The organism is Acidovorax sp. (assembly GCF_034519795.1).
In the GTDB taxonomy this organism is placed as follows: domain Bacteria; phylum Pseudomonadota; class Gammaproteobacteria; order Burkholderiales; family Burkholderiaceae_C; genus Acidovorax.
In genome coordinates, this window is sequence record NZ_JAXHOB010000020.1 from 539725 (window position 1) to 564247 (window position 24523).

The 24523-nt window shown below is 68.2% G+C and carries 25 protein-coding genes and 1 tRNA gene; 19 read left to right on the top strand and 7 right to left on the bottom strand.

Features of this window, described 5'->3' with window-relative positions:
• Positions 1 to 26 precede the first annotated feature (26 nt).
• The 7 genes from U5N23_RS23720 to pth all read left to right on the top strand — a co-directional run bounded on the left by U5N23_RS23720 (position 27) and on the right by pth (position 6809).
• Positions 27 to 1826, top strand: coding sequence for a tetratricopeptide repeat protein (locus U5N23_RS23720; protein ID WP_322595167.1), 1800 nt, complete (start codon positions 27 to 29; stop codon positions 1824 to 1826).
• Positions 1826 to 2374, top strand: a complete 549-nt coding sequence (locus U5N23_RS23725) for an outer membrane lipoprotein LolB (protein WP_322595168.1) — start codon at positions 1826 to 1828, stop codon at positions 2372 to 2374. The genes U5N23_RS23720 and U5N23_RS23725 overlap by 1 nt, the downstream gene beginning before the upstream one ends.
• A 29-nt stretch (positions 2375 to 2403) precedes the next feature.
• Positions 2404 to 3267: a 4-(cytidine 5'-diphospho)-2-C-methyl-D-erythritol kinase gene (ispE, locus tag U5N23_RS23730; protein ID WP_322595169.1), complete on the top strand. Its 864-nt coding sequence runs from the start codon at positions 2404 to 2406 to the stop codon at positions 3265 to 3267.
• A 24-nt stretch (positions 3268 to 3291) separates the two neighbouring features.
• Positions 3292 to 3368: transfer RNA gene (locus U5N23_RS23735), tRNA-Gln, on the top strand.
• 50 nt (positions 3369 to 3418) lie between these two features.
• Positions 3419 to 4393, top strand: a complete 975-nt coding sequence (locus tag U5N23_RS23740) for a ribose-phosphate pyrophosphokinase (protein ID WP_322595170.1) — start codon at positions 3419 to 3421, stop codon at positions 4391 to 4393.
• A gap of 182 nt (positions 4394 to 4575) precedes the next feature.
• Complete coding sequence (locus U5N23_RS23745) at positions 4576 to 5208, top strand: 50S ribosomal protein L25/general stress protein Ctc (RefSeq protein WP_322595171.1); 633 nt, start codon at positions 4576 to 4578, stop codon at positions 5206 to 5208.
• A 929-nt stretch (positions 5209 to 6137) separates the two neighbouring features.
• Complete coding sequence (gene pth / locus U5N23_RS23750) at positions 6138 to 6809, top strand: aminoacyl-tRNA hydrolase (RefSeq protein ID WP_322595172.1); 672 nt, start codon at positions 6138 to 6140, stop codon at positions 6807 to 6809.
• Positions 6810 to 6822: 13 nt separating this feature from the next.
• Here pth and U5N23_RS23755 read toward each other — a convergent pair whose 3' ends face one another.
• On the bottom strand, positions 6823 to 7080 hold the full coding sequence (locus U5N23_RS23755; protein WP_322595173.1) for a YfhL family 4Fe-4S dicluster ferredoxin: 258 nt from the start codon (positions 7078 to 7080) through the stop codon (positions 6823 to 6825).
• Positions 7081 to 7311: 231 nt separating this feature from the next.
• On the opposite strand from U5N23_RS23755, the gene U5N23_RS23760 reads away from it, so the two are divergent.
• From U5N23_RS23760 to U5N23_RS23815, 12 genes are all read left to right on the top strand, one after another.
• A complete protein-coding gene (locus U5N23_RS23760) occupies positions 7312 to 8274 on the top strand; it encodes an ABC transporter permease (protein ID WP_322595174.1) in 963 nt (320 codons plus the stop codon).
• Between the two features lie 17 nt (positions 8275 to 8291).
• A complete protein-coding gene (locus U5N23_RS23765) occupies positions 8292 to 9176 on the top strand; it encodes an ABC transporter permease (RefSeq protein WP_322595175.1) in 885 nt (294 codons plus the stop codon).
• 15 nt (positions 9177 to 9191) lie between these two features.
• Positions 9192 to 10232 (top strand): ABC transporter ATP-binding protein, encoded by a 1041-nt coding sequence (locus tag U5N23_RS23770; protein ID WP_322595176.1) that lies wholly within the window; start codon positions 9192 to 9194, stop codon positions 10230 to 10232.
• Complete coding sequence (locus tag U5N23_RS23775) at positions 10229 to 11107, top strand: ATP-binding cassette domain-containing protein (protein ID WP_322595177.1); 879 nt, start codon at positions 10229 to 10231, stop codon at positions 11105 to 11107. Before U5N23_RS23770 ends, U5N23_RS23775 begins: the two co-directional genes overlap by 4 nt.
• A gap of 95 nt (positions 11108 to 11202) precedes the next feature.
• Positions 11203 to 12693: an ABC transporter substrate-binding protein gene (locus U5N23_RS23780; RefSeq protein ID WP_322595178.1), complete on the top strand. Its 1491-nt coding sequence runs from the start codon at positions 11203 to 11205 to the stop codon at positions 12691 to 12693.
• A 153-nt stretch (positions 12694 to 12846) separates the two neighbouring features.
• Entirely contained in the window at positions 12847 to 14250 is a 1404-nt protein-coding gene (locus U5N23_RS23785; protein WP_322595179.1) for an amidase, read from the top strand.
• 3 nt (positions 14251 to 14253) lie between these two features.
• Positions 14254 to 14862 (top strand): hypothetical protein, encoded by a 609-nt coding sequence (locus tag U5N23_RS23790; RefSeq protein WP_322595180.1) that lies wholly within the window; start codon positions 14254 to 14256, stop codon positions 14860 to 14862.
• Between the two features lie 44 nt (positions 14863 to 14906).
• Positions 14907 to 16253, top strand: coding sequence for a tetratricopeptide repeat protein (locus U5N23_RS23795; protein ID WP_322595181.1), 1347 nt, complete (start codon positions 14907 to 14909; stop codon positions 16251 to 16253).
• Between the two features lie 172 nt (positions 16254 to 16425).
• Positions 16426 to 17067 (top strand): biliverdin-producing heme oxygenase, encoded by a 642-nt coding sequence (locus U5N23_RS23800; protein ID WP_322595182.1) that lies wholly within the window; start codon positions 16426 to 16428, stop codon positions 17065 to 17067.
• Positions 17064 to 19295 (top strand): ATP-binding protein, encoded by a 2232-nt coding sequence (locus U5N23_RS23805; protein WP_322595183.1) that lies wholly within the window; start codon positions 17064 to 17066, stop codon positions 19293 to 19295. The genes U5N23_RS23800 and U5N23_RS23805 overlap by 4 nt, the downstream gene beginning before the upstream one ends.
• A gap of 5 nt (positions 19296 to 19300) precedes the next feature.
• Positions 19301 to 19702 carry a response regulator gene (locus U5N23_RS23810; protein WP_322595184.1) on the top strand — a complete coding sequence of 134 codons (402 nt, stop codon included), beginning with the start codon at positions 19301 to 19303 and terminating at the stop codon, positions 19700 to 19702.
• 26 nt (positions 19703 to 19728) lie between these two features.
• Positions 19729 to 20430, top strand: coding sequence for a hypothetical protein (locus U5N23_RS23815; RefSeq protein ID WP_322595185.1), 702 nt, complete (start codon positions 19729 to 19731; stop codon positions 20428 to 20430).
• A 21-nt stretch (positions 20431 to 20451) separates the two neighbouring features.
• Here U5N23_RS23815 and U5N23_RS23820 read toward each other — a convergent pair whose 3' ends face one another.
• From U5N23_RS23820 to folE, 6 genes are all read right to left on the bottom strand, one after another.
• Positions 20452 to 21138 (bottom strand): histidine phosphatase family protein, encoded by a 687-nt coding sequence (locus U5N23_RS23820; RefSeq protein WP_322595186.1) that lies wholly within the window; start codon positions 21136 to 21138, stop codon positions 20452 to 20454.
• Positions 21139 to 21213: 75 nt separating this feature from the next.
• A complete protein-coding gene (locus U5N23_RS23825) occupies positions 21214 to 21456 on the bottom strand; it encodes a hypothetical protein (RefSeq protein ID WP_322595187.1) in 243 nt (80 codons plus the stop codon).
• A complete protein-coding gene (locus tag U5N23_RS23830) occupies positions 21453 to 22310 on the bottom strand; it encodes a DUF429 domain-containing protein (RefSeq protein WP_322595188.1) in 858 nt (285 codons plus the stop codon). Before U5N23_RS23830 ends, U5N23_RS23825 begins: the two co-directional genes overlap by 4 nt.
• A 3-nt stretch (positions 22311 to 22313) precedes the next feature.
• Positions 22314 to 23195, bottom strand: coding sequence for a DMT family transporter (locus U5N23_RS23835; protein ID WP_322595189.1), 882 nt, complete (start codon positions 23193 to 23195; stop codon positions 22314 to 22316).
• A gap of 104 nt (positions 23196 to 23299) precedes the next feature.
• On the bottom strand, positions 23300 to 23722 hold the full coding sequence (locus U5N23_RS23840) for a BLUF domain-containing protein (protein ID WP_322595190.1): 423 nt from the start codon (positions 23720 to 23722) through the stop codon (positions 23300 to 23302).
• A gap of 2 nt (positions 23723 to 23724) precedes the next feature.
• Entirely contained in the window at positions 23725 to 24453 is a 729-nt protein-coding gene (gene folE, locus U5N23_RS23845) for a GTP cyclohydrolase I (protein WP_322595191.1), read from the bottom strand.
• Positions 24454 to 24523 lie beyond the last annotated feature (70 nt).

Sequence of the window (24523 nt, forward strand, 5' to 3'; positions counted from 1 at the left end):
AAGCCCTTACAAACAGGTAATCATGCATGGATTATTATGGGTCGATGGTGCCTTCAAACTACTTTCGGTCTGCCGTATTGACAGTTGCTCTTGCAGCTATCGCCAGCGTGGGCCATGCGCAGCAGCCACCCGGCGGTGCAGCGCCACCGGCGGCCGACCCCCCATCCGACGGCGCCCCTTCGAGCAACCCTGCCCTGGATGCAGAGCTGTTCTATGAAATCCTCATGGGCGAGATCAACGCCCGAACCGGCGAGGCGGGCACGGGCTACGCCCTCATGCTGGAGGCGGCGCGGCGCACCAACAACCCCCAGCTCTACCAGCGCGCCGCCGACATGGCCCTGCAGGCGCGCGCGGGCGACCATGCGCTGGCAGCGGCCAAGGCCTGGCGCGACGCCCAGCCAGATTCGCGCGAGGCCAACCGCTATGTGCTACAGATCCTGATCGCCCTGAACCGCATCGGCGAGACGCCGGAGCTGCTGCGCCAGGAACTGGCCCAGGCCCCGGTCCAGGCCAAGCCCACCATCCTGGGCATCGTGCCCCAGATGTTCGCCCGCGCCAGCGACAAGCCCCTGGCCGCCAAGGTGGTCGAGCAGGCCCTGGTCGACGAACTGGCCAAGCCTGACAACGCGGCCGCCGCGCACATTGCCATCGGGCGCGTGCGCCTGGCCGCCGGCGACAAGACCGGAGCGCTGGCCAGCGCCCGCGCCGCCCAGGATCTGGACCCGGCCAGTGAAGGCCCTGCCCGCCTGGGCCTGGAGCTGCAGGAAGAGAGCGTGCCCGAAGGGGAAGCGCTGGTGGCCCGCTATTTCGCCAGCCAGCCGCAGGCCACGCCCGAAATGCAGATGGCCTACTCGCGCGTGCTGCTCGGCCAGCAGAAGTATGCCGAAGCCAAGACCCAGCTCGAAGCCGTGACCCGGGCCAAGCCGGACCTGCCGGAGCCCTGGCTGATCCTGGCCACGCTGCAGCTGCAGGACAACCGCCTGGACCTGGCCGAAACCTCCCTCAAGCGCTTTCTGGCGCTCATCGAGGGCCCGGGCATCAACCGCGAAGCGCGCCAGCGCAGCCTGAACCAGGCCCATCTGCTGTACGCGCAGATTGCCGAAAAGCGCGGGGATTTCGCTGCGGCCGAAGGCTGGCTCGCCCGCATCGAGAACTCGGGCGAGCTGTTCAGCGCCCAGAGCCGCCGCGCCTCGCTGCTCGCCAAGCAAGGCAAGGTCGCCCAGGCGCGGGCGCTGCTGCGTGCCCTGCCCGGCGTGACCGAAGACGACAAGCGCATGAAGCTGCTGGCCGAAGTGCAACTGCTGCGCGACCAGCGCCTCTTCCAGGACGCCTACGAGGTGCAAACCGAACTCGTGGCCCTGGCCCCCGAGGACAGCGAACTGCTCTACGACCAGGCCATGCTGGCCGAGAAGATCGGCCGCTTCGACACCATGGAAAAGCTGCTGCGCCAGATCATCGCGCGCCAGCCCGACTACCACCACGCCTACAACGCGCTGGGTTACTCGATGGCCGAGCGCGGCCAGCGCCTGCCCGAGGCCCGCCAGTTGATCGCCAAGGCCCTGGAGCTGGCCCCTGGCGACCCCTTCATCACCGACAGCCTGGGCTGGGTGGAGTTCCGCATGGGCAACAAGGCCAAGGCGCGCGACCTGCTGGAGACCGCCTTCAAGGCCCGGCCCGACGCCGAGATCGCCGCCCACCTGGGCGAGGTGGTCTGGAGCATGGGCGAGCGCGACAAGGCCCTGGGCATCTGGCGCGAAGGCCTGCGCCTGAACCCCGAGAACGACAGCCTCAAGGACACCTTGAAGCGCCTGGGGGCCAAGCCCTGATGCGCAGCACTGGCAGCGCCGCCGGCAGGCCGGGCGATGGCCTGCCGTTGGGCCGGTGGATGGCATGGCTGGCCCTGGCCTGCATGCTGTGGCTCACGGGCTGCGCCCAGCCGCCCCGGGCCGCCACGGCCTCCGGCACCCCCTCTGCTGCTTCGGCCTCCTGGTCGGGCCGCCTGTCACTGCAGGTGGAAGGCCAGGCATCGCAGTCCTTCTCCGCGCTGTTCGACCTGCAGGGCAACCCCGGCAAGGGCGAACTGGTGCTGACCAGCCCACTGGGCAATACCCTGGCGCGCCTGCACTGGGAAGACGGCCGGGCCCAGCTCTTGACCGGGCAGGAGAAGCGCGAATCCACCTCGCTGGATGAATTGCTGCGCGAAGCCACCGGCACTGCCATCCCCGTGGCCGCCATCTTCGAGTGGCTCAACGGCAACCAGGCCACGGCCACCGGCTGGCAGGCCGACCTCTCGGGCAGTGCCGACGGCCGCCTGGTCGCGCGGCGCCACGACCCCTCCCCCGAAGCCACGCTGCGCATCGCGTTCAGCCGCTGAGCAGCGCGCTACCCTCCGCCTTTCCTTCCATGCAATCGCTGTTCGACGTACCCGCACCGGCCAAGCTCAATCTTTTTCTGCACATCACGGGCCGGCGCGCCGATGGCTACCACCTGCTGCAGTCGGTGTTCATGCTCATCGACTGGTGCGACACCCTGCACTTCGAACGCCGGCCGGCCGGCGCCCTGAGCCGCGAAGACCTGGGCCCGGCGCTGCCCGAGATGGACCTGGTGCTGCGCGCGGCACATGCCCTGCAATCGGCGACGGGCTGCACCGAGGGCGCACACATCGGCATCACCAAGCGCATCCCTGCGCAGGCCGGCATGGGCGGCGGCTCGTCGGATGCGGCCAGCACGCTGCTGGCGCTGAACCGGCTGTGGGGCCTGAACCTCTCGCGCCAGGCGCTGCAGAAGATCGGCCTGGCCCTCGGCGCGGACGTTCCGTTTTTTTTATGCGGCACGAACGCTTTTGTCGAAGGAATTGGTGAGACAATCACGCCGCTTGAGAATGCACAGCAACTTCCGCAAGCACGCTTCGCGGTCGTCAAGCCCGCAGCAGGATTGGAGACAAAAGCAATTTTTTCTTCGCCGAGTTTGAAACGCGATTCTGGCTGTGCTACAATCTTAGGCTTTGCTGCAACACACTTTGACTTCGGTCGAAACGATCTGCAGCCAGTTGCCGAGGCACTGTGCCCCGATGTGAAGCAAGCCCTTTCATGGCTTGAACAGCGCGGGATGCGGCCCAGGATGACAGGCTCGGGAAGTGCTGTGTTTGCACAAATGCCACATGCAGCAGATCTGGAAGGCGCCCCCGGCGATTGGCAGATCAAGGCATGTGACAATCTGATGGTTCATCCTCTGGCAGGGTGGGCATCGGACGAGAATTTCGGTTAGCTGCTTTCGGCAGTTGACCCGTGTAGGGGAGTCGCCAAGCTGGTTAAGGCACCGGATTTTGATTCCGGCATGCGAAGGTTCGAATCCTTCTTCCCCTGCCAAATATCTACTCGCGTAGTACGGGCTTTTTTTTCAGACCGCTGGGACGCTCATGCAAGGCAATCAACCCGACTTCATGGTATTCACCGGCAATGCCAATCCTGGCATGGCAGCTGAAATTGCCCAACACCTCGGGACCACGCTCGGCGCCGCCGATGTGGGCCGCTTCTCCGATGGTGAAGTCACCGTCGAGATCAAGCAGAACGTGCGTGCGCGCGATGTGTTCGTGGTGCAGTCCACCTGCGCCCCGACCAACGAAAACCTGATGGAACTGCTGATCATGGTCGATGCGCTCAAGCGTGCATCGGCAGAGCGCATCAGCGCCGTGATCCCCTACTTCGGCTACGCCCGCCAGGACCGCCGCCCCCGCTCGTCGCGCGTGCCTATCACCGCCAAGGTGGTGGCCAACATGCTGCAGGCCGTGGGCGTGGCGCGCGTGCTGACCATGGACCTGCACGCCGACCAGATCCAGGGTTTCTTCGACATCCCGGTGGACAACATCTACGCATCGCCCGTGCTGCTCGGCGACCTGCGCCAGAAGAACTACGAAGACCTGATCGTCGTTTCGCCCGACGTCGGTGGCGTGGTGCGCGCCCGTGCGCTGGCCAAGCAGCTCAACTGCGATCTGGCCATCATCGACAAGCGCCGCCCCAAGGCCAACGTGTCCGAAGTGATGCACGTGATCGGCGAGATCGAAGGCCGCAACTGCGTGATCATGGACGACATGATCGACACCGCCGGCACGCTGGTGAAGGCCGCCGAAGTGCTCAAGGAGCGCGGTGCCAAGAGCGTGTATGCCTATTGCACGCACCCCATTTTCTCAGGTCCTGCCATCGAACGCATCGCCAAGGGCTCGGCCCTCGATGAAGTGGTGGTGACCAACACGATTCCCCTGAACGACAACGCCAGGGGATGCGCAAAAATCCGCCAGCTCTCCGTGGCCCCGCTGATCGCCGAAACGATCCAGCGCATTGCCAAGGGCGAGTCGGTGATGAGTCTGTTCTCGGACCAGGACAACCTGTTCTGACATGCCCCGGGCCTCGCAGGAGGCCCTCGGTGGTGCAAGACGGTTGTTGTTGACATCAAGCCTCCTTCGGGAGGCTTGTCTGTTGGTTCGGGAACGCAATGTGGCCTGCCTGCCCCATGGCAACGCAGGTCTTTTTAAAACAGGGCACGACTGGTCGCGGTCTGCCCTTTCAGGAGCTAGTTATGAACTTCGTCGCTTTTGAGCGCGCCAAGCAAGGTACGGGTGCGAGCCGCCGTCTGCGCAATTCGGGCAAGACGCCTGGCATCGTCTACGGCGGTGCTGCCGAACCCCAACTGATCGAGATCGACCACAACGCACTGTGGCACGCCCTCAAGAAGGAAGCCTTCCACTCCAGCGTGCTGGACATGGAAGTTGCCGGCGCCACCAGCAAGGTCCTGCTGCGTGACGTGCAATACCACCCCTACAAGCAACTCGTGCTGCACATCGACTTCCAGCGCGTGGATGCCAAGACCAAGCTGCACATGAAGGTGCCACTGCACTTCAGCGGTGCCGAAGAGTCCAACGCCGTCAAGGTGGACCACTGCCTGGTGAACCCCGTCGTGAACGAACTCGACGTGACCTGCATGCCTTCGGACCTGCCCGAGTTCATCGCTGTGGACCTGTCCAAGCTGCAAAAGGGCACCTCCCTGCACCTCAAGGACATCAAGCTGCCCAAGGGCGTGAGCGCCGTGATCCGCGGTGGCCAGAACAACCCCGTGCTGGTCTCTGTGACCAACCCGGTCGTGGTTGTCGAGACGCCTGTGGAAGCCGCTCCTGCTGCGGACGCCAAGGGCAAGGGCAAGGGCAAGAAGTAACTCTTGGCTTTTCCCTGTCCGGATCAGCGTTGCCCTGGTGGCGCTGCTTCCAGCAACAAGAACGGCTCACTTCGGTGGGCCGTTTTTGTTTTGTTCGAGCGGTATTGTGTGAAGAGTTTGTGGACGCTTGTTTGTCTGTGGTGGCTGCGTGCGTGTGTAAAGGGCGGAGGCCGGGATGTGCGCCCGGCGGCGCACCTACTTTTTTTTGCGCAAAAAGAAAGTAGGCAAAGAAACAGCGCCCCGCAGTCTGCGTCCCTTCGCTTCGCTGCGGGCAACCTGCGATGCTCGGGCCTGGGGTGGTGCCGCTGAACTCGCTGCGTTCTCCGAACTCCGCTCAAACAGCATCGGCAAGCCAGATCACGAAGCGTGTGTGTCCTTCGGCACACACGCCCACCCCAGCTCCTGCGCTTCTCGGCGCAGCCAGAAGGGGTGGAAACGGGGTCACGTACGGCTGCTGCTGCGCAGCTGCGCCTCGGGTCGGGGACGCGCGCGTTGCGCGCTGCCGACGGCCTGGGCGCGATCTCTCTGCCCAGGCCGAGCGCAGCGACGGCGCACCGGGCCGAGCGAAGCAATGGCCCGTAGGGAGCCCGCTCCCACCCCCTTCTGACCGTGCCGAGAAGCGCAGGGCCTGGGGTGAGCGCGTGCCGAAGGACACGCGCATCGTTGTCTGGCTCGCCGAAGCTGTTTGACCGGAGCTGCCTCGAAGAGGCAGCGCAGGGAGTTCTTCGGCGTCACCCCAGGTCCGAGCATCGCAGGCTGCCCCCTCGCCACCGGCGAGGGGGACACGGGCAGCGGGGTCGCCTTTCTTTTGGGTACTTTTCTTAGGCGAAGCAAAGAACAAGTACCTCGGCCGCCGGGCCGAGACCCGGCCTCCGCCCTCAACGAAGGCACACAGCAACCACAGACAGCAAGCCACCGATAATCCCCCCATGATCAAGCTGTTTGTAGGCCTGGGCAACCCAGGCCCCGATTACGAAGCCACCCGCCACAACGCCGGCTTCTGGTGGATCGACGCCCTCGCGCGCGAACTGAAGGTACACCTGGTTCCCGAACGCAGCTACCACGGCCTGGCCGCCCGTGCCACCGTGCACGGCCAGAGCGTGTGGTTGCTGCAGCCGCAGACGTTCATGAACCTGTCTGGCAAATCCGTGGCCTCGCTCGCGCGTTTCTTCAAGATCGCGCCCGAGGAAGTTCTGGTGGTGCACGATGAACTCGACATCCCCCCGGGCCAGGTCAAGCTCAAGCGCGGTGGCAGCCACGCGGGGCACAACGGGCTGCGCGACATCCATGCACAGCTGGGTTCGGCCGACTACTGGCGACTGCGCGTCGGCATCGGCCACCCGGGCGTGAAGTCGGAAGTCGCCAACTGGGTGCTCAAGAAGCCCGCCCCCGACCAGCGCACGCTGATCGAGGACAGCATCAGCCACTCGCTCAAGTCCTACCCGGCGATGCTGGCCGGCGAGATGGACAAGGCCACGCTGCTGATCCACACGGTCAAGCCGCCCCGCCCCAAGCCGCCCCGCCCCAAGCCGCCCCGCCCGCCCGAGCTGGCAACGGCAAGCCCGCCGCTTGCCGCCAAGCAGCCGGACGCGGCGAGTTGAGAGGGTTCGCGGTTCAGCCCTGGGCGGGCGCCTGCAAGCGCTGGAACTTTTGCCAGAGGGTTTCCCGGGTCTCCACATGCTGGGGATTCACGGGGATGCAGGCCACGGGGCAGACCTGCACACACTGGGGCTCGTCGAAATGCCCTACGCACTCGGTGCATTTGCGCGGGTCGATCTCGTAGATCTCCTGGCCCAGGTAGATCGCGTCGTTGGGGCACTCGGGCTCGCAGACGTCGCAGTTGATGCACTCGTCGGTGATCATCAGTGCCATGGCACGCCCCCCAGCGCACGGGGTGCGGTCAAGACAGGGGGAGACAGTGCGCGCTTCATGGTGCACATTATCGTGGGTCCGGGCATGTACCTTGCGAGCCACACCACATCACAACACCGCCAGCGTGGGGGTTTTTGCCGTTATGCTGTGTATACACATTAATTGTGACGCTTGGGTATCTCCACGGACCGGGCGCCACGCACAACCACCTCACCCACACGACACCCCACCATGGGACTGTTCTTTCTCAAGCGGTTCATCACGCTCCTGGCGACGCTGATCGGCGCCTCCATCGTCGTCTTCCTGGTGCTGGAGATCCTGCCGGGCAATGCGGCGCAGATGCTCATGGGGCCCGACGCATCGCCCGACGCCGTGGCCGCCCTGGCCACCAAGCTGGGCCTGGACCAGCCGGCCATGCAGCGCTACTGGGAGTGGATCAGCGGCCTGGTGGTGGGTGACATGGGCAACAGCTACGCCTACAGCACGCCAGTGCTGGAGCTGGTGCTCGAACGCCTGGCCCTCACGGTGCCACTGGCCCTGATGGCCATGGTGATCACCACCGTGCTGGCGCTGATCGCAGGCGTGTACGCGGCCTCGCGCCACAACAAGGTGGGCGATGTGGGCGTGATGGGCCTGGCGCAGATCGGCATCGCCATCCCCAATTTCTGGTTCGCCATCCTCTTGATCCTGCTGTTCTCGGTCAAGCTGCAGTGGTTCTCGGCCGGAGGCTTTCCGGGCTGGACGGAAGACGCTGGCGGCAGCCCGCTCGAAGCCCTCAAGGCCCTGCTGCTGCCCGCCATCGCACTGGCCGTGGTGCAGGCCGCCATCCTGGCGCGCATCACGCGCTCGGCCGTGCTCGAGGTGCTGCGCGAGGATTTCGTGCGCACCGCGCGCGCCAAGGGGCTGTCGCAGCGTGCCGCGCTCTGGGGCCATGTGCTGCGCAACGCCATGATCCCGGTGATCACCGTGATGGGCCTGCAGTTCGCCAACCTGCTCGCCGGCACCATCGTGGTCGAGAATGTGTTCTACCTGCCGGGCCTGGGCCGGCTGATCTTCCAGTCCATCTCCAACCGCGACCTGATCGTGGTGCGCAACTGCGTGATGCTGCTGGCAGCCATGGTGGTCATCGTGAACTTCGTGGTGGACATCCTCTACGCCGTGATCGACCCGCGCGTCAAAGCCAGCGACATCTGAACGACACCCCGAACCCCATGAGCGCCGTTCCCTCCACTCCTTCCATCCGCCCCGCTGGCACGCCCCCGCCCGGCTGGTGGCACCGCGCGCTGCGCCACCGCAGCTTCGTCATCGGCGCCGTGCTGTCGCTGCTGCTGCTCCTCGCGGCCAGCCTGTCCCTGGTCTGGACCCCCTGGTCCCCCTACGAGATGGACCTGCCCGGCAAGCTGCAAGGCCCCACCCTGGCGCACTGGCTGGGCACCGATGCCTTCGGACGCGACGTGGCTTCGCTGCTGCTGGTGGGCGCGCGCAACTCCATCCTGGTGGGCGTGATCGCGGTCGGCATCGGCCTGTCCATCGGCACGGCACTGGGCCTGCTGGCCGCGGCCAAGCGCGGCTGGGTGGAAGAACTCATCATGCGGCTCGCGGACTTCACCTTCGCTTTCCCGGCCATCCTCTCGGCGATCATGATGACGGCGGTGTTCGGCGCGGGCATCGTCAACTCCATCATCGCCATCGGCATCTTCAACATCCCGACCTTCGCGCGCGTCACGCGCGCCTCGGCCAATGCCGTGTGGTCGCGCGAGTACATCCTGGCGGCGCGCGCCTGCGGCAAGGGCGCCTGGCGCATCACCATCGAGCATGTGCTGCCCAACATTTTGTCGGTGCTGATCGTGCAGGCCACGATCCAGTTCGCCATCGCCATCCTGGCCGAGGCCGCGCTGTCCTACCTGGGCCTGGGCACGCAGCCGCCGCAGCCTTCGTGGGGCCGCATGCTCAGCGAGGCGCAGACCCTGATGTTCCAGGCGCCGCTGCTGGCCGTGTGGCCGGGCCTGGCCATCGCCTTCGCCGTGCTGGGCCTGAACCTGCTGGGCGACGGCCTGCGCGATCTGCTGGACCCGCGCCTCTCTCGCAAACGATGAAGACGACCTTCTGCCATGCCCCTGCTTGAAGTCTCCAACCTGCAGATCCGCCTGCAGACCCACCGGGGCCCTGCCGACGCCGTGCGCGGCGTGAGCTTTGCCCTGGAGCGCGGCGAAACCCTGGGCCTGATCGGTGAATCGGGCTGCGGCAAGTCCATCACCGCCATGTCGCTCATGGGCCTGCTGCCCGACAGCGCCCAGGTCAGCGGCAGCATCCGCTTCGATGGCGAGGAACTCGTGGGCCGCACCGACGCGCAGATGTGCCGCATGCGCGGCAACCGCATCGGCATGGTGTTCCAGGAGCCCATGACGGCCCTGAACCCGGTGCACAGCATCGGCCGCCAGGTGGCCGAGCCGCTGCGCCTGCACCGGGGCATGGGCGCCGCCCAGGCACGGCAGGAAGCGATATCGCTGCTCGACCGCGTGGGCATACCGAATGCCGCGCAGCGCTTCGACGCCTACCCGCACCAGTTCTCGGGCGGGCAGCGCCAGCGCATCACCATCGCCATGGCCCTGGCCTGCGGGCCCGACCTGCTGATTGCCGACGAGCCCACCACCGCGCTGGACGTGACCATCCAGCAGCAGATCCTGGACCTCATCAGCGACCTGGTGGCCGAGCGCAACATGGCGCTCATCCTGATCTCGCACGACCTCGGGGTGATTTCGCAGAACGTGGACCGCATGATGGTGATGTACGGCGGCAGCGTGGTCGAGAGCGGCTCCACCGCCTCGGTCTTCTCCGCCATGGCCCACCCCTACACGCGCGGCCTGTTCGCCGCCCGCCCGCACCTGGGCGCAGTGCATGCGCCGGGCCAGCGCCCGCGCCTGTCGACCATTGCCGGCACCGTGCCCGAGCTGGTGGACCTGCCCGCCGGCTGCCCGTTCGCCGGCCGCTGCAGCTACACGGTGGACGCCTGCCACCACGAGCGCCCCGCCGCCACGCTGGTGGCCCGTGATGCAGACGGTGACCACGAGGTACGCTGCCTGCGCCGCGACGCCATCGCCCAGGCGCTGAGCGCGCAGCAGGCGGTCGAAGTCGTGGAGGTGGCCGCATGAGCAGCAAGCAGCCCTCGGCAGCAGCCAGCGCCGACACCGCCCTGCTCCAGGTCACGGACCTGGTGCGCGAATACACTCTGCCGCGCGAGCACCTCTTCAAGCCCCCGGGCAAGGTGCATGCCGTCAACGGCGTGAGCTTTTCCATCGCCTCGGGCCGCAGCCTGGGCATCGTGGGCGAATCAGGCTCGGGCAAGTCCACCCTGGCTCGCACGGTGATGGCGCTCGACGCGCCCACCGCCGGCACGGTGCACCTGCTCGGCCGCAACCTGCACGCGCTGGCGCCGGCCGAGCTGCGCCAGGCGCGGCGCGACTTCCAGATGGTGTTCCAGGACCCCTACGGCTCGCTCGACCCGCGCCAGACGGTGGAGCGCATCGTGACCGAGCCACTGCAGGCCCAGGGCGAGACCAGCCGCGCCGAGCAGCGCGAGCAGGCCGGCCAGGTGCTTGCGCAGGTGGGCCTGCGCACCAGCGACCTGGGCAAGTACCCGCACGAGTTCTCGGGCGGGCAGCGCCAGCGCATCGCCATCGCGCGGGCGCTCATCACGCGCCCGCGCCTGATCGTGGCCGACGAGCCGGTGAGCGCGCTCGACGTCTCGGTGCAGGCCCAGGTGCTCAACCTGATGCAGGACCTGCAGCAGCAGTTCGGCATCACCTACATGCTCATCAGCCACGACCTGGCGGTGGTCAACCACCTGTGCGATGAAGTGGTGGTGCTCTACCAGGGGCGCATCGTCGAGCGCGGCTCGCCGGCCGAGCTGTTTCGCAATGCGCAGCATCCCTACACCCGCTCGCTGGTGGGCGCGGTGCCCCAGGTGCAGCCCGGCCGCGCGCGTGCCCGGCGCGCCGCTGCGGCCGCAGCCGCGAAAACCGCATAACCACAAGCGCCACCAATGGTGTACAAAGCTTCCGTGCTCCCCGGTAACAATTTGCACCGGGGTCTTCGTCAGTTTTTTGTCTGGAGAGTCCGAACATGCTGAACCGCCGTACCGTTCTTGCCACTGGCGCCATCGCCACCGTGCCCCTCGCCACCCCGTTCGGCGCCCTTGCCCAGGGCCGCAAGGACGCCGTGGTGCTGGCCATGACGCTGGAGCCGCCAGGGCTGGACCCGACGGCCGGCGCCGCCTCGGCCATCGCCGAGATCGTGCAGTACAACATCTTCGAGACGCTGACCAAGATCAATGCCGACGGCAGCGTCTCGCCGCTGCTGGCCGAGAGCTGGGAAGTCTCGCCCGACCTCAAGACCTACACCTTCAAGCTGCGCCGCGGCGTCACCTTCCAGAACGGCGAGCCCTTCAACGCCGCTGCCGTGAAGTTCTCCTACGACCGCGCCGGCGGCGAAAAGAGCACCAACAAGGACAAGCGCACCTTCGCCAACCTCACCACGCAGGTGGTGGACGACTACACCGTGGTGCTGCTCAACAAGGACATCGACCCCGATCTGCTGTTCATCCTGGGCCAGGCCACGTCCATCATCGTCGAGCCCAAGAGCGTCGATGGCAATGCCACCAAGCCCGTGGGCACCGGCCCCTACCAGCTCAGCGCATGGAACAAGGGCTCTTCCGTGGTGCTGACGGCCTGGAGCGGCTTTCGCGCCCCGGCCAGCATCAAGATCAAGCGCGCCACGTTCCGCTTCATCTCCGACCCGGCCGCCCAGGTCGCCGCCCTGCTGGCGGGCGACGTGGATGCCTTCCAGCGCGTCACGCCACGCAGCGTGAGCCAGTTCAAGGCCAACCCGCGCTTCCAGGTGCTGGTGTGCGGCTCGCGCGCCAAGACCATCCTGGCCATCAACAACGCCAAGAAGCCGCTCGATGACGTGCGCGTGCGCCGCGCCATCGCCGCCGCCGTGGACCGCAAGGCCGTGATCGAGGGCGCCGCCGACGGCTATGGCGCGCCCATCGGCAGCCACTACGTGCCCGGGGCCTTCGGCTACGTGGACACCACGGGCGTGAACCCCTACGACGTGGAGAAGGCCAAGAAGCTGCTGGCCGAGGCCGGCGTGAAGACGCCGCTGGAGCTGACCGTGACCCTGCCGCCCACGCCCTACGCGCGCCAGGGCGGCGAGGTGATCGCGGCCCAACTGGCCAAGATCGGCATCACGGCCAAGCTGCAGAACGTGGAATGGGCGCAGTGGCTCAGCGGCACCTACGGCAACAAGAACTACGACCTGACCATCATTTCGCACGTCGAGCCGTTCGACCTGGGCAACTTCGCCAAGCCCGACTACTACTGGGGCTACAACTCGCCCAAGTTCAACGAAATCTTCAACCAGATCAAGAACGCCGCCCGTCCGGCCGACCGCTCGCGCCTGCTGGGCGACGCGCAGCGCCTGCTGGCGCAGGACTCGGTGCACGCCTTCCTGTACTCGAACCAGTGGATCACGGTGGCCAACAAGAACCTCAAGGGCCTGTGGAAAGACATGCCCGTGTTCGTGAACGACATCTCGGTCCTGTCCTGGGCCTGATGACCACCACCCGGCGGCGGATCGGCCCTTGCGGGCCCACCGCCGCCAGGGCGACAGGGGCGCCAGCCACAGGCTGTGCGCCCCTGCCCCCTTATCGCTGCCACGCCGCCGTGCAGCCACCTTTCTCCCCCTCTCCTGCCCCAGCCTCCTGCCATGAGTGACCTCCACGACCTGCCCGCCCACGCCCTGATCGCTGCCTACCGCCAGCGCACGCTGTCTCCCGTCGAGGTCACCGAAGCCGTGCTCAGGCACATCGAGGCGTGGGAGCCCCACATCCGGGCCACCTACCTGCTGCGCCCCGACCTGGCGCTGGACCAGGCCCGTGCCTCCGAGGCCCGCTGGAAGCGCGGCGAGCCCATGGGCCCGCTCGACGGCGTGCCCGCCACCATCAAGGAAAACATCGCCACCCAGGGCGACCCGCTGCCGGCCGGCACGGCTGCCGTGGACCTGGTGCCCGCGGCGGCCGATGCGCCCCCCGCCGCGCGCATGCGCGAGGCCGGTGCCGTCATCGTGTCCAAGACCACCATGCCCGACTACGGCATGCTGTCATCGGGGCTGTCGAGCTTTCACCCGCTGGCGCGCAACCCCTGGGACACGAGCAAGGGCCCGGGTGGTTCCAGCGCCGGTGGCGGCGCAGCGGCTGCGGCCGGCTACGGCCCGCTGCACATCGGCACCGACATCGGTGGCTCGCTGCGCCTGCCGGCCAGCTGGTGCGGCATCTTCAGCCTCAAGCCCAGCCTGGGCCGCATACCGATCGACCCGCCCTACACCGGCCGCGCCGCCGGCCCCATGACACGCAGCGTGGCCGATGCCGCGCTGATGATGCAGGTGCTCAGCCGCCCCGACGCGCGCGACAGCATGGGCCTGCCCGCGCAGGACATCGCCTGGGACCGGTTCGACCAAGGCGCCGAGCGCCTGCGCGGCCTGCGCATCGGCCTGCTGCTGGACGCCGGCTGCGGCCTGCCGGTGGACCCCGAGGTGCGCGCCGCCGTGGAAAACGCCGCGCGCCTGATGGAGTCCGCCGGGGCCACCATCGTGCCCATGCAGCCCTTCATGACAGAGGCCATGCTCGACGGCATGGACCACTTCTGGCGCATGCGCTCCTTCACCGACATGCAGGCCCTGCCTGCGGCCAAGCGCGAGAAGGTGCTGCCCTACATCCGCGCCTGGGCCGACAGCGCCGAAGGCATGTCGGGCACCGCGGTGTTCAACGCCAGCCAGCAGTTCCACCTCACGCGCGTAGCGGCCGTCAAGGCCTGCAGCGCGTTCGACTACGTGATCTCGCCGGTGGCGCCGATGGTCGCCTTCCAGGCCGAGCTGCCCTCGCCCACCAACGACCCCCTGCGCCCGCTGGAGCACATCGGCTTCACCGTGCCCTTCAACATGTCCGAGCAACCGGCCGCATCGGTCAACTGCGGCTACACGGAGGCCGGCCTGCCCATCGGCCTGCAGATTGCGGGCGCACGCTTCGACGACCTCGGGGTGCTGCAGGTCTCGCGCGCTTTCGAGCTGGTCCGTGGCCCGCAGCGCCCCTGGCCGCAGCCGCCCCGGGGTTGAGCCATGGACGTCCTGATCCTGTCGATCCTGATCGCCAGCGGCATCTACATGCTCAATGCCAAGGAGCAGCGCAAGCGCATTGCGCTGCTGGGCAGCCACCTGGCCAACTACCAGATCGAAAAGCTCATGGAGGCGCTGACCGAGGGCTACCTGCGCGCCCTGGGCGAGGGCACCGACGAGCGGCGCGGCCAGATCTGGTCGCTGCTGGAAACCACCGAATCCCAGCTGGCCGAGCAGTTCGCGCGCTTTGCAGCCGACTTCGCCAAGGTGGACGAGGCCCAGTCCCGCGTCAGCCGCCTGGCCCTGGCCATTCCTTTCGCGCAGGCCATCCTGCCCGCCGCTACCTTCGACATGCGCCGCGCACTGGCCGTGCACGCGCGCGGCATCGCCAGCGTGGCGGAGAACAGCGAGCACCGCACGCCCAAGGACAAGGCCTTCGTGATGACGGCCGAACTGCTGCTCATGCAGCACAGCTGCCACTGGTTCTGCAAGTCCAAGACGATTGCCACGGCGCGCATGCTGGCGCGCCACAAAACGCCGCACGAGCAACTCGTGGCCTCGGTGTCCGCCCCCACGCGCACCGCGTACCTCGCGCTCATCCACGGGAAATGAGTGACCGCCAGACGGGGTAGCTTCTTGCCCCGCACAATGCACCGATGCACACCGCCACCGACAGCCTGGGCAACCCCGTCACCCTGCACGAGCCGGGCAGCCTTGCCGCCCTGAACGATTTCGTCGAAGGGTTCATCCGCTGCGAAGCGCGTGCCGTGAACGTGCTCGCGGCCGAGCAGGACGAAAGCGCCATCGTGCAGGCCTGCTGCGCGGCGCTGCACATGTTTGCCGAATCGGCCGATGCACCGCGCAACGCACAACCCTACCTGGCGCGCGCACAGGCGACCGCCGGCCAGGCCAGTGAGCGCGAGCAACGCTTCGTCGCCGCCGTGGCCGCCTGGGTGGCGGGCGACCTGCCCCGGGCCATTGCGCTGCACGAGGAGCAGGCCCGGCTGCACCCGCGCGACCTGGCCTCGCTCAAGCTGGGGCAGTACCACCTGTTCAACCGAGGCGACTCCCCGGGCATGCTGCGCATCGCCCTGGCCGCCCTGCCCGCCGCAGCCGAGGTGCCCTACCTGCATGGCATGCTGGCCTTCGGCTGGGAGCAGTGCCATCTGCTCGACCATGCGGAAGCCGCTGCGCGCCATGCGGTGGCCCTGTGCCGCAAGGAGCCCTGGGCCCACCATGCGCTGGCGCATGTGATGCTGACCCAGGGCCGCATCGCCGAAGGCACCGATTTCATGGCGAGCGTGGCCGACACCTGGACCGGCCTGAACTCCTTCATGGTGACGCACAACTGGTGGCACCAGGCCCTGTTCCTGCTGGAGCAGGAGCGCCACGCCGAGGTGCTGGCACTGTACGACCAGCAGGTCTGGGGCGTGGTCAAGGAATACACGCAGGACCAGATCAACGCCGTCTCGCTGCTGGCGCGGCTGGAGCTGGCTGGCGTGGACGTGGGACGCGCACGCTGGGACGACCTGGCCGCCCACCTTGCGCTGCGCCTGTCCGACCAGGTGCTGCCCTTCCTGGACCTGCAGTACCTCTACGGCCTGGCGCGCGCCGGGCGCCTGGACGAGGCGCGCACACTGCTGCGCCACATCGAGGAGCACGCCGCCAACCGCACCGAGGCGCACGAGCGCAGGGTGTGGCAACAGGTCAGTGTGCCCGCCGCCCACGGCCTGCTCGCCCATGCGGCCGGCGACTGGGCCACGGCGGCACACCAGCTGGGCCAGGCCTTGCCCCAGTTGGTGGCCGTGGGCGGCAGCCACGCCCAGCGCGACCTGTTCCACCAGGTCTACCTCGACGCCCTGGCCCGAAGCGGCCAGTGGGCCACGCTGCAGAACCTGTTGCAGCCCCAGGCCAACGCGCAGCCTGAATCCCTGCGCCTGGCGCGGCAGCTTCGGGGGGTGTACACCGCCCTGGCCCTCGACAGCGCCCTGGGCCACGCGTAGGACAAGGCTGCGTGGCATCGTAGCCGCACAGCCCGCCGCTACGGCGGCACGCCATCGGCGGTGCAAACCCCTGCTGGCACGGGGCCTGCACAGGGCAATCCGGTTCTAGAATGGGGATGCACGGTGCCCTGGGGTGCGGTGCACCCTCCCCCCTCCACAGGTCACCCGTACCTTGCCGCACACTGCTCTCACGCCACTGCAGCCCGCCACGACCGATGCATTGCAAGCGCTGCGGCATGCCACGGCCGCGCGGCATGCGCAGCTCGACTCCCGCCTGCCCATTGCCCGCACGGACGCCAGCCTGGCCGACTACCTGGAGCATGTCCACGCACTGTCTGCCTGGCTGCAGGCGCTCTGGCCTGCACTGCAATGCCTGCAGGCGCAAGCACCCGGCTTTGGCTTCGCGCCTGCGGGTCGGCTGCTGGCGCTGCGCGAGGACCTGGCGCACGCAGGCCAGGCCAGCCTGCCCTGGCCCCAGCCCAGCGCGGCCACTGCGCTGGGCGTGGAACAGGCCTTGTCGCACCATCCGGAGCAGGCCGATGCCGTGCGCTGGGGCCTGGCCTACGTGGTCGAAGGCTCGCAACTCGGCGCGCAGGTGCTGTACCGCGGCCTTGCGTCCCGGCTGGCACCGCACCCCCTGCGCACCCTGCAGGGCGATGGCGCTGGCACCGGGGCGCGCTGGAAGGCGTTCATGGCACTGCTGCGCGCGCACGTGGTGTCGCCCCCGGCCATCGCGGCCGCGTGCGACGGCGCGCTGGCCGCCTTCCAGGGCCTGCAGCTGCATTTCGATGCCACGCAGGGAACGCCCGCATGAGCTCCGGCACCGCCCCTGTGCAGCCCACCACGCTGGAAAACTGCGACCGCGAGCCCATCCACATCCCGGGCTCCATCCAGTCCCACGGCGTGCTCGTGGCCGTGGATGCGAGCGGCCTGGTGCGCCATGCCAGCGGCAATGCCCATGCGCTGCTCGGGCATGCGCTGCAGCCGGGCGAGCTGCTGCGCGGCAGCAGACTGGTCGCGCAGCACCCGGTGCTGGGAGAACTGCTCGACGAAGGTCTGGCCGCGCTGGGCGCTGCGGCCGACCTGCCCATGCCGACCGAGCTTTTGGCCGCAGGCCGCAGCTTCGACGTGGTGCTGCACCAGTCGCACGAGCTTCTGGTGATCGAGTTCGAGGCGCGCCAGGCATCCTCCGACGCGCTGACGGGCTTTGCCATGCAGGCGCACCGCGCCATGGAGAAGCTGCGCCGCCCGCGCGCCTCCATCGACGACCTGCTGCAGCTGGCAACGCAGGAACTGCAGGCGCTCACCGGCTTCGACCGGGTGATGGCCTACCGCTTTCGGCCCGACAGCAGCGGCGACGTGGTGGCCGAGTCGCGTGCCGACTTCCTGGACCCCTACCTGGGCCGGCGCTACCCCGCCAGCGACATCCCGGCGCAGGCGCGTGCCCTGTACGTGGCCAACACCCTGCGCGTGATCGCGGACGTGCAGGCCGCGCCGGTGCCCCTGGCACAGGCCCCAGGCAGCAAGCCACTGGACCAGAGCGCCGCCATCCTGCGCAGCGTCTCGCCGATCCACATCGAGTACCTCACCAACATGGGCGTGGGCGCGTCCATGAGCATTTCCATCGTCATCAACAACCGGCTGTGGGGCCTGCTGGCCTGCCACCACATGGGCCCGCGCCAGGTGCCCTACAGCGTGCGCATGGCCTGCGACGTGATGGCGCAGATGCTGGGTGCCACCATCCAGGCGGCCCTGGCGCGCAAGCAGGCCGAGCGCCAGCAGCAGGTGTCCGAGCTGCGCACGCGCGTGATGGAGAGCGTGCTGCACTCCGACGATGAGTTCGCCGCGCTGTGTGCCCATGCGGCCGCCCTGGCCACATCGATGCACGCCGGGGCCGTCATCGTGTCCGAAAGCAGCAAGCTGTGCACCGAAGGCGAGATCAGCGACTCGGCCGCCCAGGCCCTGCTGCACTGGCTCGATGCCACGCATGCCGGCGGCGCCCTCTATGCGACCCATGCCCTGCCGCTGGAGGCGCCCGAGGTCGGCGTGCAGCTGTCCCCCTGGTGCGGTGTGCTGGCCCTGCCGTTGGACATGCACCGCGGCAGTTGGCTGGTGTTCCTGCGCAAGGAACAGATCGAGACCATCCACTGGGGCGGCAAGCCCGAGAAAGAGGTGCGAGCCGGCCCGCTGGGCCCGCGCCTGACGCCACGCGGCTCGTTCGACCTGTGGAAGGAAATCGTGCGCGCCACCGCCGAGCCATGGGCCGGCGACGACCTGGACCTTGCCCGCCAGTTGCTCGCCGAGCTGGTGCGCGCCCAGAGCACCCGCCATGCCGAACTGAACAACGCCCGCGCCCACCTGATGGCCGTGCTCGGCCACGACCTGCGCGACCCGCTGCACTCCATCAGCATGGCGGCACGGGTGCTCGAAAAAAACAGCGGCACCGATGGCAGCACCGGCCGGCTGGGCCAGCGCATCCAGTCCAGCAGCAGCCGCATGCAGCGCCTGGTGAGCCAGGTGATGGACATGTCGCGCCTGCAAAGCCGTCTGGGACTGGACCTGAGGCCCGCAACCCTCGACCTGGTGCAGCTGCTGGCCGACCTGATGGACGAGGCGCGCACGGCCCACCCCGGCATGCAACTGGTGGGGCACCTGCCGGACAGCCTGCGCGCCGAGGCCGACCCCGACCGCATCGCCCAGGTGTTTGCCAACCTCATCAGCAACGCACGGCACCATGGGGATGCGGGCCACCCGGTCGAGGTGCATGCGCATGGCACACCGGCCGGGCCCGTGATCGAGGTGCGCAACGTGGCGCCGGCCATCGCGCCCGAGGTGGCGGCCGACCTGTTCACCCCGTTCAAGTCCTCGTCCGTGGGCAAGGTGCGCAACCGTTCCGGCCTGGGCCTGGGCCTGTACATCGCACACCAGATCGTGCAGGGCCACGGCGGCCGCATCGGCTACGCGCACGAAGCGCCGCACGTGGTCTTCACCGTGCACCTGCCCCTGCGTCCCCCGGGCGCCGCCAACAACCCCCTTGCCTGACCACCATGCCGCTAGAGATCCTCGTCATCGACGACAACCAGGACGCCACCGAACTCCTGGAAGAACTGCTGACCATGGAAGGCCATGCCGTGCGCACGGCCGCCACTGCGGCCCGCGCCCTGGCACTGGCCCGCGAAAAGCCGGTGCAGATCTTCCTGGTGGACCAGAACCTGCCGGACATGAGCGGCTCGGACCTCGTGCCCCTGCTGCGCGAGAGCGTGGCCGCGCATGGCAGTGGCCCCTGCTTTGCGATCGCCATCACCGGCATGGCCTCGGGCAACGCCCGCACGGCGTCCGGGCAGATGGGCGTGTTCGACTACATCCTGGGCAAGCCGCTCGACTTCGACGCCTTCGATGCGCTGCTGGCACGCTGCGCCGCCGCGCTGCAGGCCCCTCCCGCTCCCTGAGCACCACAACCCGAGCCCTCCACCCCATGCCTGCCCAGAAATCTGCGCCCCCTGTGCCCGACCACGACCGGGAGCTGACGGATGCCGGCCTGCAGCATGCCGTGCTGATGCGTGCCATGCCGGTGCTGCGGCACGACGTGGCCAGCCCCTTGTCGGTGATGCGCATGGGCACCATGCTGCTCAAGCGCCGCCTGGGCCAGGGCGACATGGCACCCGAGCAGGCCGTGGAGCGCGTGGAGCAGCTGGAAGAACAGCTCAACGAGATCTCGCGCCACATCCGCCGCCTGCGGCTGTGGGACCTGCAGATCAACGACCGCCACACCGTGCTGGAACTGGCGCGCGAAGCGGTGGAACTGGCGCGCCCGATGCTGATGGTGCGCGGCACCGAGATGGAGCCCCTGGCCGAGGACGCCCCCGGCTGGGAAGGCGATGCCAAGGTGCTCCACAGCCTGCTGTACCTGGTGCTGGCTGCCATCTACCACCTGGCCGAACAGCCCGGTCCGGCGCCCGCCCAGGTCACGGTGGAGCCCGTGGGTGCCCTCGGCGTGCGGGTGCGCTCACACGGCACCTCGACCGCGTCGCAGAATTTTCTGCCCCCACCCGAGGCCGGAGGCCCCGCGCGGCCCCCGGCCCTGGACCTGGCCGCCCTGCTGCGGCTGGCCCAGCCCCTGGGCGTGCAGGTACAGGCGAGCGAGCGTCAGATCGACATCACCCTGCCCGGAGCCTGACGGCTCCAGCGCGCGGCATGCTCAGTCCGTGCTGCCTTCCGTGACCAGCAGCTTGGCCTGGTCATACACCGGCTGCGGCGGCAGGTCCGCCAGGTGGCGCACATCGCCCCAGTGCAGCAGCTCGATGGCCTCGCCATCCAGGCGCACGCGGTTGAAACCGGCATTCGGGATGTCGCTCTGGCGCGGGCCGTGCAGGCCCACGCCGCGGGCCGTGCGCCAGACCATGTCGAGCACGCCGCCATGGGTCACCACCATCAGCGTCTTGCCCGCATGCTCCTGCGCCAGACGGCGCACGGCGCCCATCACCCGGGTGTGGAACTGGCGCGTGGTCTCGCCGCCGGGCATGCCGCCATCGGCGTCGAAGCGCAGCCAGTTCTCCCAGGCCTCGGCATGCTGCAGCTTGATGTCGTCCACGCGCATGCCGTCGACCAGGCCGAAGCTCTGCTCGCGCAGGCTGGCATCCAACACGTTGTCGATGTGCAGCTGTGGCAGCAAGGTGCCCAGCACGGGCTGCGCCGTCTGGCGCGTGCGGATGAGGTCGCTGCAGACCAGGTGGTCCACCGCCAGGCGCTCGGCCCCCAGGCGTTCGGCCAGGCGGCGCGCCTGCTCATGGCCGGTGGCGTTCAGGGGCACGTCCACCTGCCCCTGAAAGCGCAGCTCGCGGTTCCAGTCGGTCTCGCCGTGGCGTATCAAGATCAGTTCGGTCATCCTGACCATTATCGAATGCATGCACAGTATTGCAAGCCATGACGGTGAAAATTCGCATGCCCGGCGTTTCGGCCCTCAACGGATCGGGACGATGAGCACCTTGCGGCGCGGGGCGCAGCCGGGGCCGTCGTAGGGCGGGCTGTCCTTTTCCCAGCCGCTGCCGGGCGAGGTCTGGGCGCAGACGCGCTGGCCATCGACCTTGCTGCGCCAGTAGAACCAGGGGGCCGGCGCGGCGAATACCGCCGTGACGGCGACCGTGCAGGCCAGCACCCCGGCCCAGCGCCGGCAAGCCTGCATGGAAGCGATGGCAACTGTCATGGCGCCATTGTGTCCACCCCTGCGCTCGCCAGGGGCATGGGCGCGGTGATGATCCAGCCTTCCAGCGGGTCCAGGCCGGGCGGCAGGCCATACAGCGCGTCGCCCTCGGCATGGCGCAGCTCGGCCCAGCCGGCCTGCAGCATGCACAGCACGGCGTCCAGGCTGTCGCCGCTGGCGTCGGCCACCAGGGCATCGCGCTGGGCGTGGCTGAGTTTGAGGCGCAGCGCCAGGCGCGTCTGCCCCAGCTCCAGCGCGGTCAGCAGGTCCTTGCGCGCGATGAGGCGCTCGGGCGTCTGTTTCGCCACGTCGTCGCTCTTGTAGCTGCGCCGCTGCAGTACCTCGCGCGCGAGCAGGCCAGGATACGCCTCCAGCGCCACGCGCGTGGGGTCGCCGGCATGCAGGCCGGGCAGGTGCACGCCGGCATCGAGCAGCAGCGGCAGCCCGGCATGCAGCATGTAGGCCACGGGCGGGTTCACCCATTTCATCGACGGGCTGGAGCCCGCGGGCCCATCGGTCGCGCGGTGCGCGAACTTGCCGCCCACGGGGCGCGCATCGCAGAAGCCGGCAAAGGCCTCGCGGATCTGTGGGCGGGTGAGCGACCGGTAGTGCTGCATGCTGGCATGCCACTGCAGCGGCCAGCCCAGGGTCTGCAGCAGCTCGCGAGGCAGGCCGAAGGGCAGGTCGAACCCGCCCACCCAGTGGCGCGGCTCGGCCAGCCAGGTGCCCACCGCAGCCAGTGTTTCCAGCCGCACCAGTTCCGTGAGCTGCACGCGCGCACCATCGCGCCGGCCCAGGGCCAGCACCACCGGCTTGCGGCGCGTGGGGCTGCTCGAAAAGTCGCACCCGAGCAGCATGGCCTACCCCAGGGCCAGCGCGGTGACGCCGGCCGCGATGAGCACGGCCCCGCAGATGCGCGCCACGCGGTCGCCTTCGCCCAGCAGGTGGCCGCCGATCAGCGCGGCAAAGAGCATGGACACCTCGCGTGCTGGCGCGACATGGGACAGGGGTGCCTCCTTCATCGCATACAGCACCAGCACATAGGCCACCGGGCTGACCATGGCCACCAGCAGCGCGAAGCGCCATTGCGCGCGCCACAGCTGGCCGGCGGTGGGCAGGTCGCGCAGCACCACAGGCGCGAGCAGTGCCACGCGCACGAAGTTGCCCATGTAGTCCACGAGGATGGGCGACATCAGCAGGATCTTGACGGCGTAGCCGTCGACCACCGTGTAGCTGGCGATGAAGGCCCCCGTGAGCAGGCCGTAGAACATGCCCTTGTGCACGCGCTCGCGCGCGCCCGGATCGTGCGCGGCGCGCAGCAGGCCCGGGCCGCCTGCGATCAGGAACACCCCGCCCACCACGCCCGCGATGCCGGCCACGCCCAGCGCCGAAATGCGCTCGCCCAGCAGCGTGATCGCCACCAGCGACGACATCAGCGGCCCCGAGCCGCGCGCCAGCGGGTAGACCACGGTGAGGTCGGCCCTGCGGTAGCCGCGCAGCAGGATGACGAAGTAGCCCACGTGCAGCAGCCCGCTGGCCACCACGAAGCCCCACTCCACCGCGCCCCACAGCGGCACCGCATCGCGCCCCAGGTACCAGCCCAGCGGCGCCCAGACCAGCATCATCAGCACCGAGGTGAAGAACGCGAAGCGCGAATCCCCACCCGCCTTCTTGGCCACGATGTTCCAGCAGGCATGGATCAGGCCCGCCAGAATGATGAGGCCGAAGGCGTTGAGGGTCACGGTGAAAAAGCGGGGAAGGGAATGCAAAAGGCCGCAGCGCGTCGGCGGCTGCGGCCCGGGTTCGGATGTCTGGAAAAGAGGGCAGGCCTGGAGGCCAGTCCTTTTTAAGCTCGCCCGATGATGGAAGCCGTAGCCATGAGTTCTTCGAGCAGCGCGAACGACACCTTGCCGGACACCGCATACGGGTCGAGCTCGGGCTTCTCGGAATACTTGAGCAGGATCGAGTGGTTGATCTTGGACAGGTTCACCTGGCCCATGGTCCAGCCGCCGAAGCGGCGCTCGGTGATCTCCTCGTAGTGCAGCAGCTCCACGTTCTGGTGGCGCGGGTCGCGCTGGATGTGGCCGTACAGGTCGCTCACGGCAGAACGGCCGCCCTCGATGGCCTGCAGGAAGATACCGCCGCCATAGCACAGCACCCCGGTGATGCCACTGCCCGGGTTGTGCTGGCGCGATTGCGTGAGGATGGCTTCGATCGCGGAGGGCGAGGTATCCACCGCGCGGCTGGCATAGAGCAGGCGTACGAGCATGGTCAGTTCTTTCCGGGGATGAGGGACAGGAATTCGCGGCGCAGCGAGGGGTCCTTGAGGAACACGCCGCGCATCACGGAGTTGATCATCTTGCTGTCCATCTCGCGCACGCCGCGCCAGGACATGCAGAAGTGGCTGGCCTCCATCACGATGGCCAGGCCGTCGGGCTGGGTCTTTTCCATGATCAGGTCGGCCAGTTGCACCACGGCCTCTTCCTGGATCTGCGGGCGGCCCATGACCCAGTCGACCAGGCGCGCATACTTGGACAGGCCGATCACGTTGGTGTGCTCGTTGGGCATCACGCCGATCCAGATCTTGCCGATCACCGGGCAGAAATGGTGGCTGCAGGCGCTGCGCACGGTGATGGGCCCGACGATCATGAGCTCGTTCAGGTGCTCGGCGTTGGGGAACTCGGTGATCGGAGGCTGCGCCACGTAGCGGCCCTTGAACACCTCGTTGAGGTACATCTTGGCCACACGGCGTGCCGTGTTGTGCGTGTTGTGGTCGCCTTGCGTGTTGATGACCAGGCTGTCGAGCACGCCCTGCATCTTGACCTCGACCTCGTCCAGCAGCCTCTCCAGCTCGCCGGGCTCGATGAATTCCGCGATGTTGTCGTTGGCGTGGAAACGCTTGCGCGCGGCGGCAAGGCGCTCTCGGATCTTGACGGAGACGGGCGTGCCTTCTTCGTCCGGCGGGGTGGTCGTCATATCGGCGGCAGTGGGACTGGACATGTCCGGCATCGTAACAGTGAACCGAGCCGGCCGTCTGGCAAAGGTTTTACGCACCTACCGCCCAGCCCAT

Bases quoted from the DNA above. Each gene is read 5' to 3' on its own strand.
- U5N23_RS23720 (WP_322595167.1), top strand. From the start codon at position 27: ATGGATTATTATGGGTCGATGGTGCCTTCAAACTACTTTCGGTCTGCC.
- U5N23_RS23725 (WP_322595168.1), top strand. From the start codon at position 1,826: ATGCGCAGCACTGGCAGCGCCGCCGGCAGGCCGGGCGATGGCCTGCCG.
- ispE (WP_322595169.1), top strand. From the start codon at position 2,404: ATGCAATCGCTGTTCGACGTACCCGCACCGGCCAAGCTCAATCTTTTT.
- U5N23_RS23740 (WP_322595170.1), top strand. From the start codon at position 3,419: ATGCAAGGCAATCAACCCGACTTCATGGTATTCACCGGCAATGCCAAT.
- U5N23_RS23745 (WP_322595171.1), top strand. From the start codon at position 4,576: ATGAACTTCGTCGCTTTTGAGCGCGCCAAGCAAGGTACGGGTGCGAGC.
- pth (WP_322595172.1), top strand. From the start codon at position 6,138: ATGATCAAGCTGTTTGTAGGCCTGGGCAACCCAGGCCCCGATTACGAA.
- U5N23_RS23755 (WP_322595173.1), bottom strand. From the start codon at position 7,080: ATGGCACTGATGATCACCGACGAGTGCATCAACTGCGACGTCTGCGAG.
- U5N23_RS23760 (WP_322595174.1), top strand. From the start codon at position 7,312: ATGGGACTGTTCTTTCTCAAGCGGTTCATCACGCTCCTGGCGACGCTG.
- U5N23_RS23765 (WP_322595175.1), top strand. From the start codon at position 8,292: ATGAGCGCCGTTCCCTCCACTCCTTCCATCCGCCCCGCTGGCACGCCC.
- U5N23_RS23770 (WP_322595176.1), top strand. From the start codon at position 9,192: ATGCCCCTGCTTGAAGTCTCCAACCTGCAGATCCGCCTGCAGACCCAC.
- U5N23_RS23775 (WP_322595177.1), top strand. From the start codon at position 10,229: ATGAGCAGCAAGCAGCCCTCGGCAGCAGCCAGCGCCGACACCGCCCTG.
- U5N23_RS23780 (WP_322595178.1), top strand. From the start codon at position 11,203: ATGCTGAACCGCCGTACCGTTCTTGCCACTGGCGCCATCGCCACCGTG.
- U5N23_RS23785 (WP_322595179.1), top strand. From the start codon at position 12,847: ATGAGTGACCTCCACGACCTGCCCGCCCACGCCCTGATCGCTGCCTAC.
- U5N23_RS23790 (WP_322595180.1), top strand. From the start codon at position 14,254: ATGGACGTCCTGATCCTGTCGATCCTGATCGCCAGCGGCATCTACATG.
- U5N23_RS23795 (WP_322595181.1), top strand. From the start codon at position 14,907: ATGCACACCGCCACCGACAGCCTGGGCAACCCCGTCACCCTGCACGAG.
- U5N23_RS23805 (WP_322595183.1), top strand. From the start codon at position 17,064: ATGAGCTCCGGCACCGCCCCTGTGCAGCCCACCACGCTGGAAAACTGC.
- U5N23_RS23810 (WP_322595184.1), top strand. From the start codon at position 19,301: ATGCCGCTAGAGATCCTCGTCATCGACGACAACCAGGACGCCACCGAA.
- U5N23_RS23815 (WP_322595185.1), top strand. From the start codon at position 19,729: ATGCCTGCCCAGAAATCTGCGCCCCCTGTGCCCGACCACGACCGGGAG.
- U5N23_RS23820 (WP_322595186.1), bottom strand. From the start codon at position 21,138: ATGACCGAACTGATCTTGATACGCCACGGCGAGACCGACTGGAACCGC.
- U5N23_RS23825 (WP_322595187.1), bottom strand. From the start codon at position 21,456: ATGACAGTTGCCATCGCTTCCATGCAGGCTTGCCGGCGCTGGGCCGGG.
- U5N23_RS23830 (WP_322595188.1), bottom strand. From the start codon at position 22,310: ATGCTGCTCGGGTGCGACTTTTCGAGCAGCCCCACGCGCCGCAAGCCG.
- U5N23_RS23840 (WP_322595190.1), bottom strand. From the start codon at position 23,722: ATGCTCGTACGCCTGCTCTATGCCAGCCGCGCGGTGGATACCTCGCCC.
- folE (WP_322595191.1), bottom strand. From the start codon at position 24,453: ATGTCCAGTCCCACTGCCGCCGATATGACGACCACCCCGCCGGACGAA.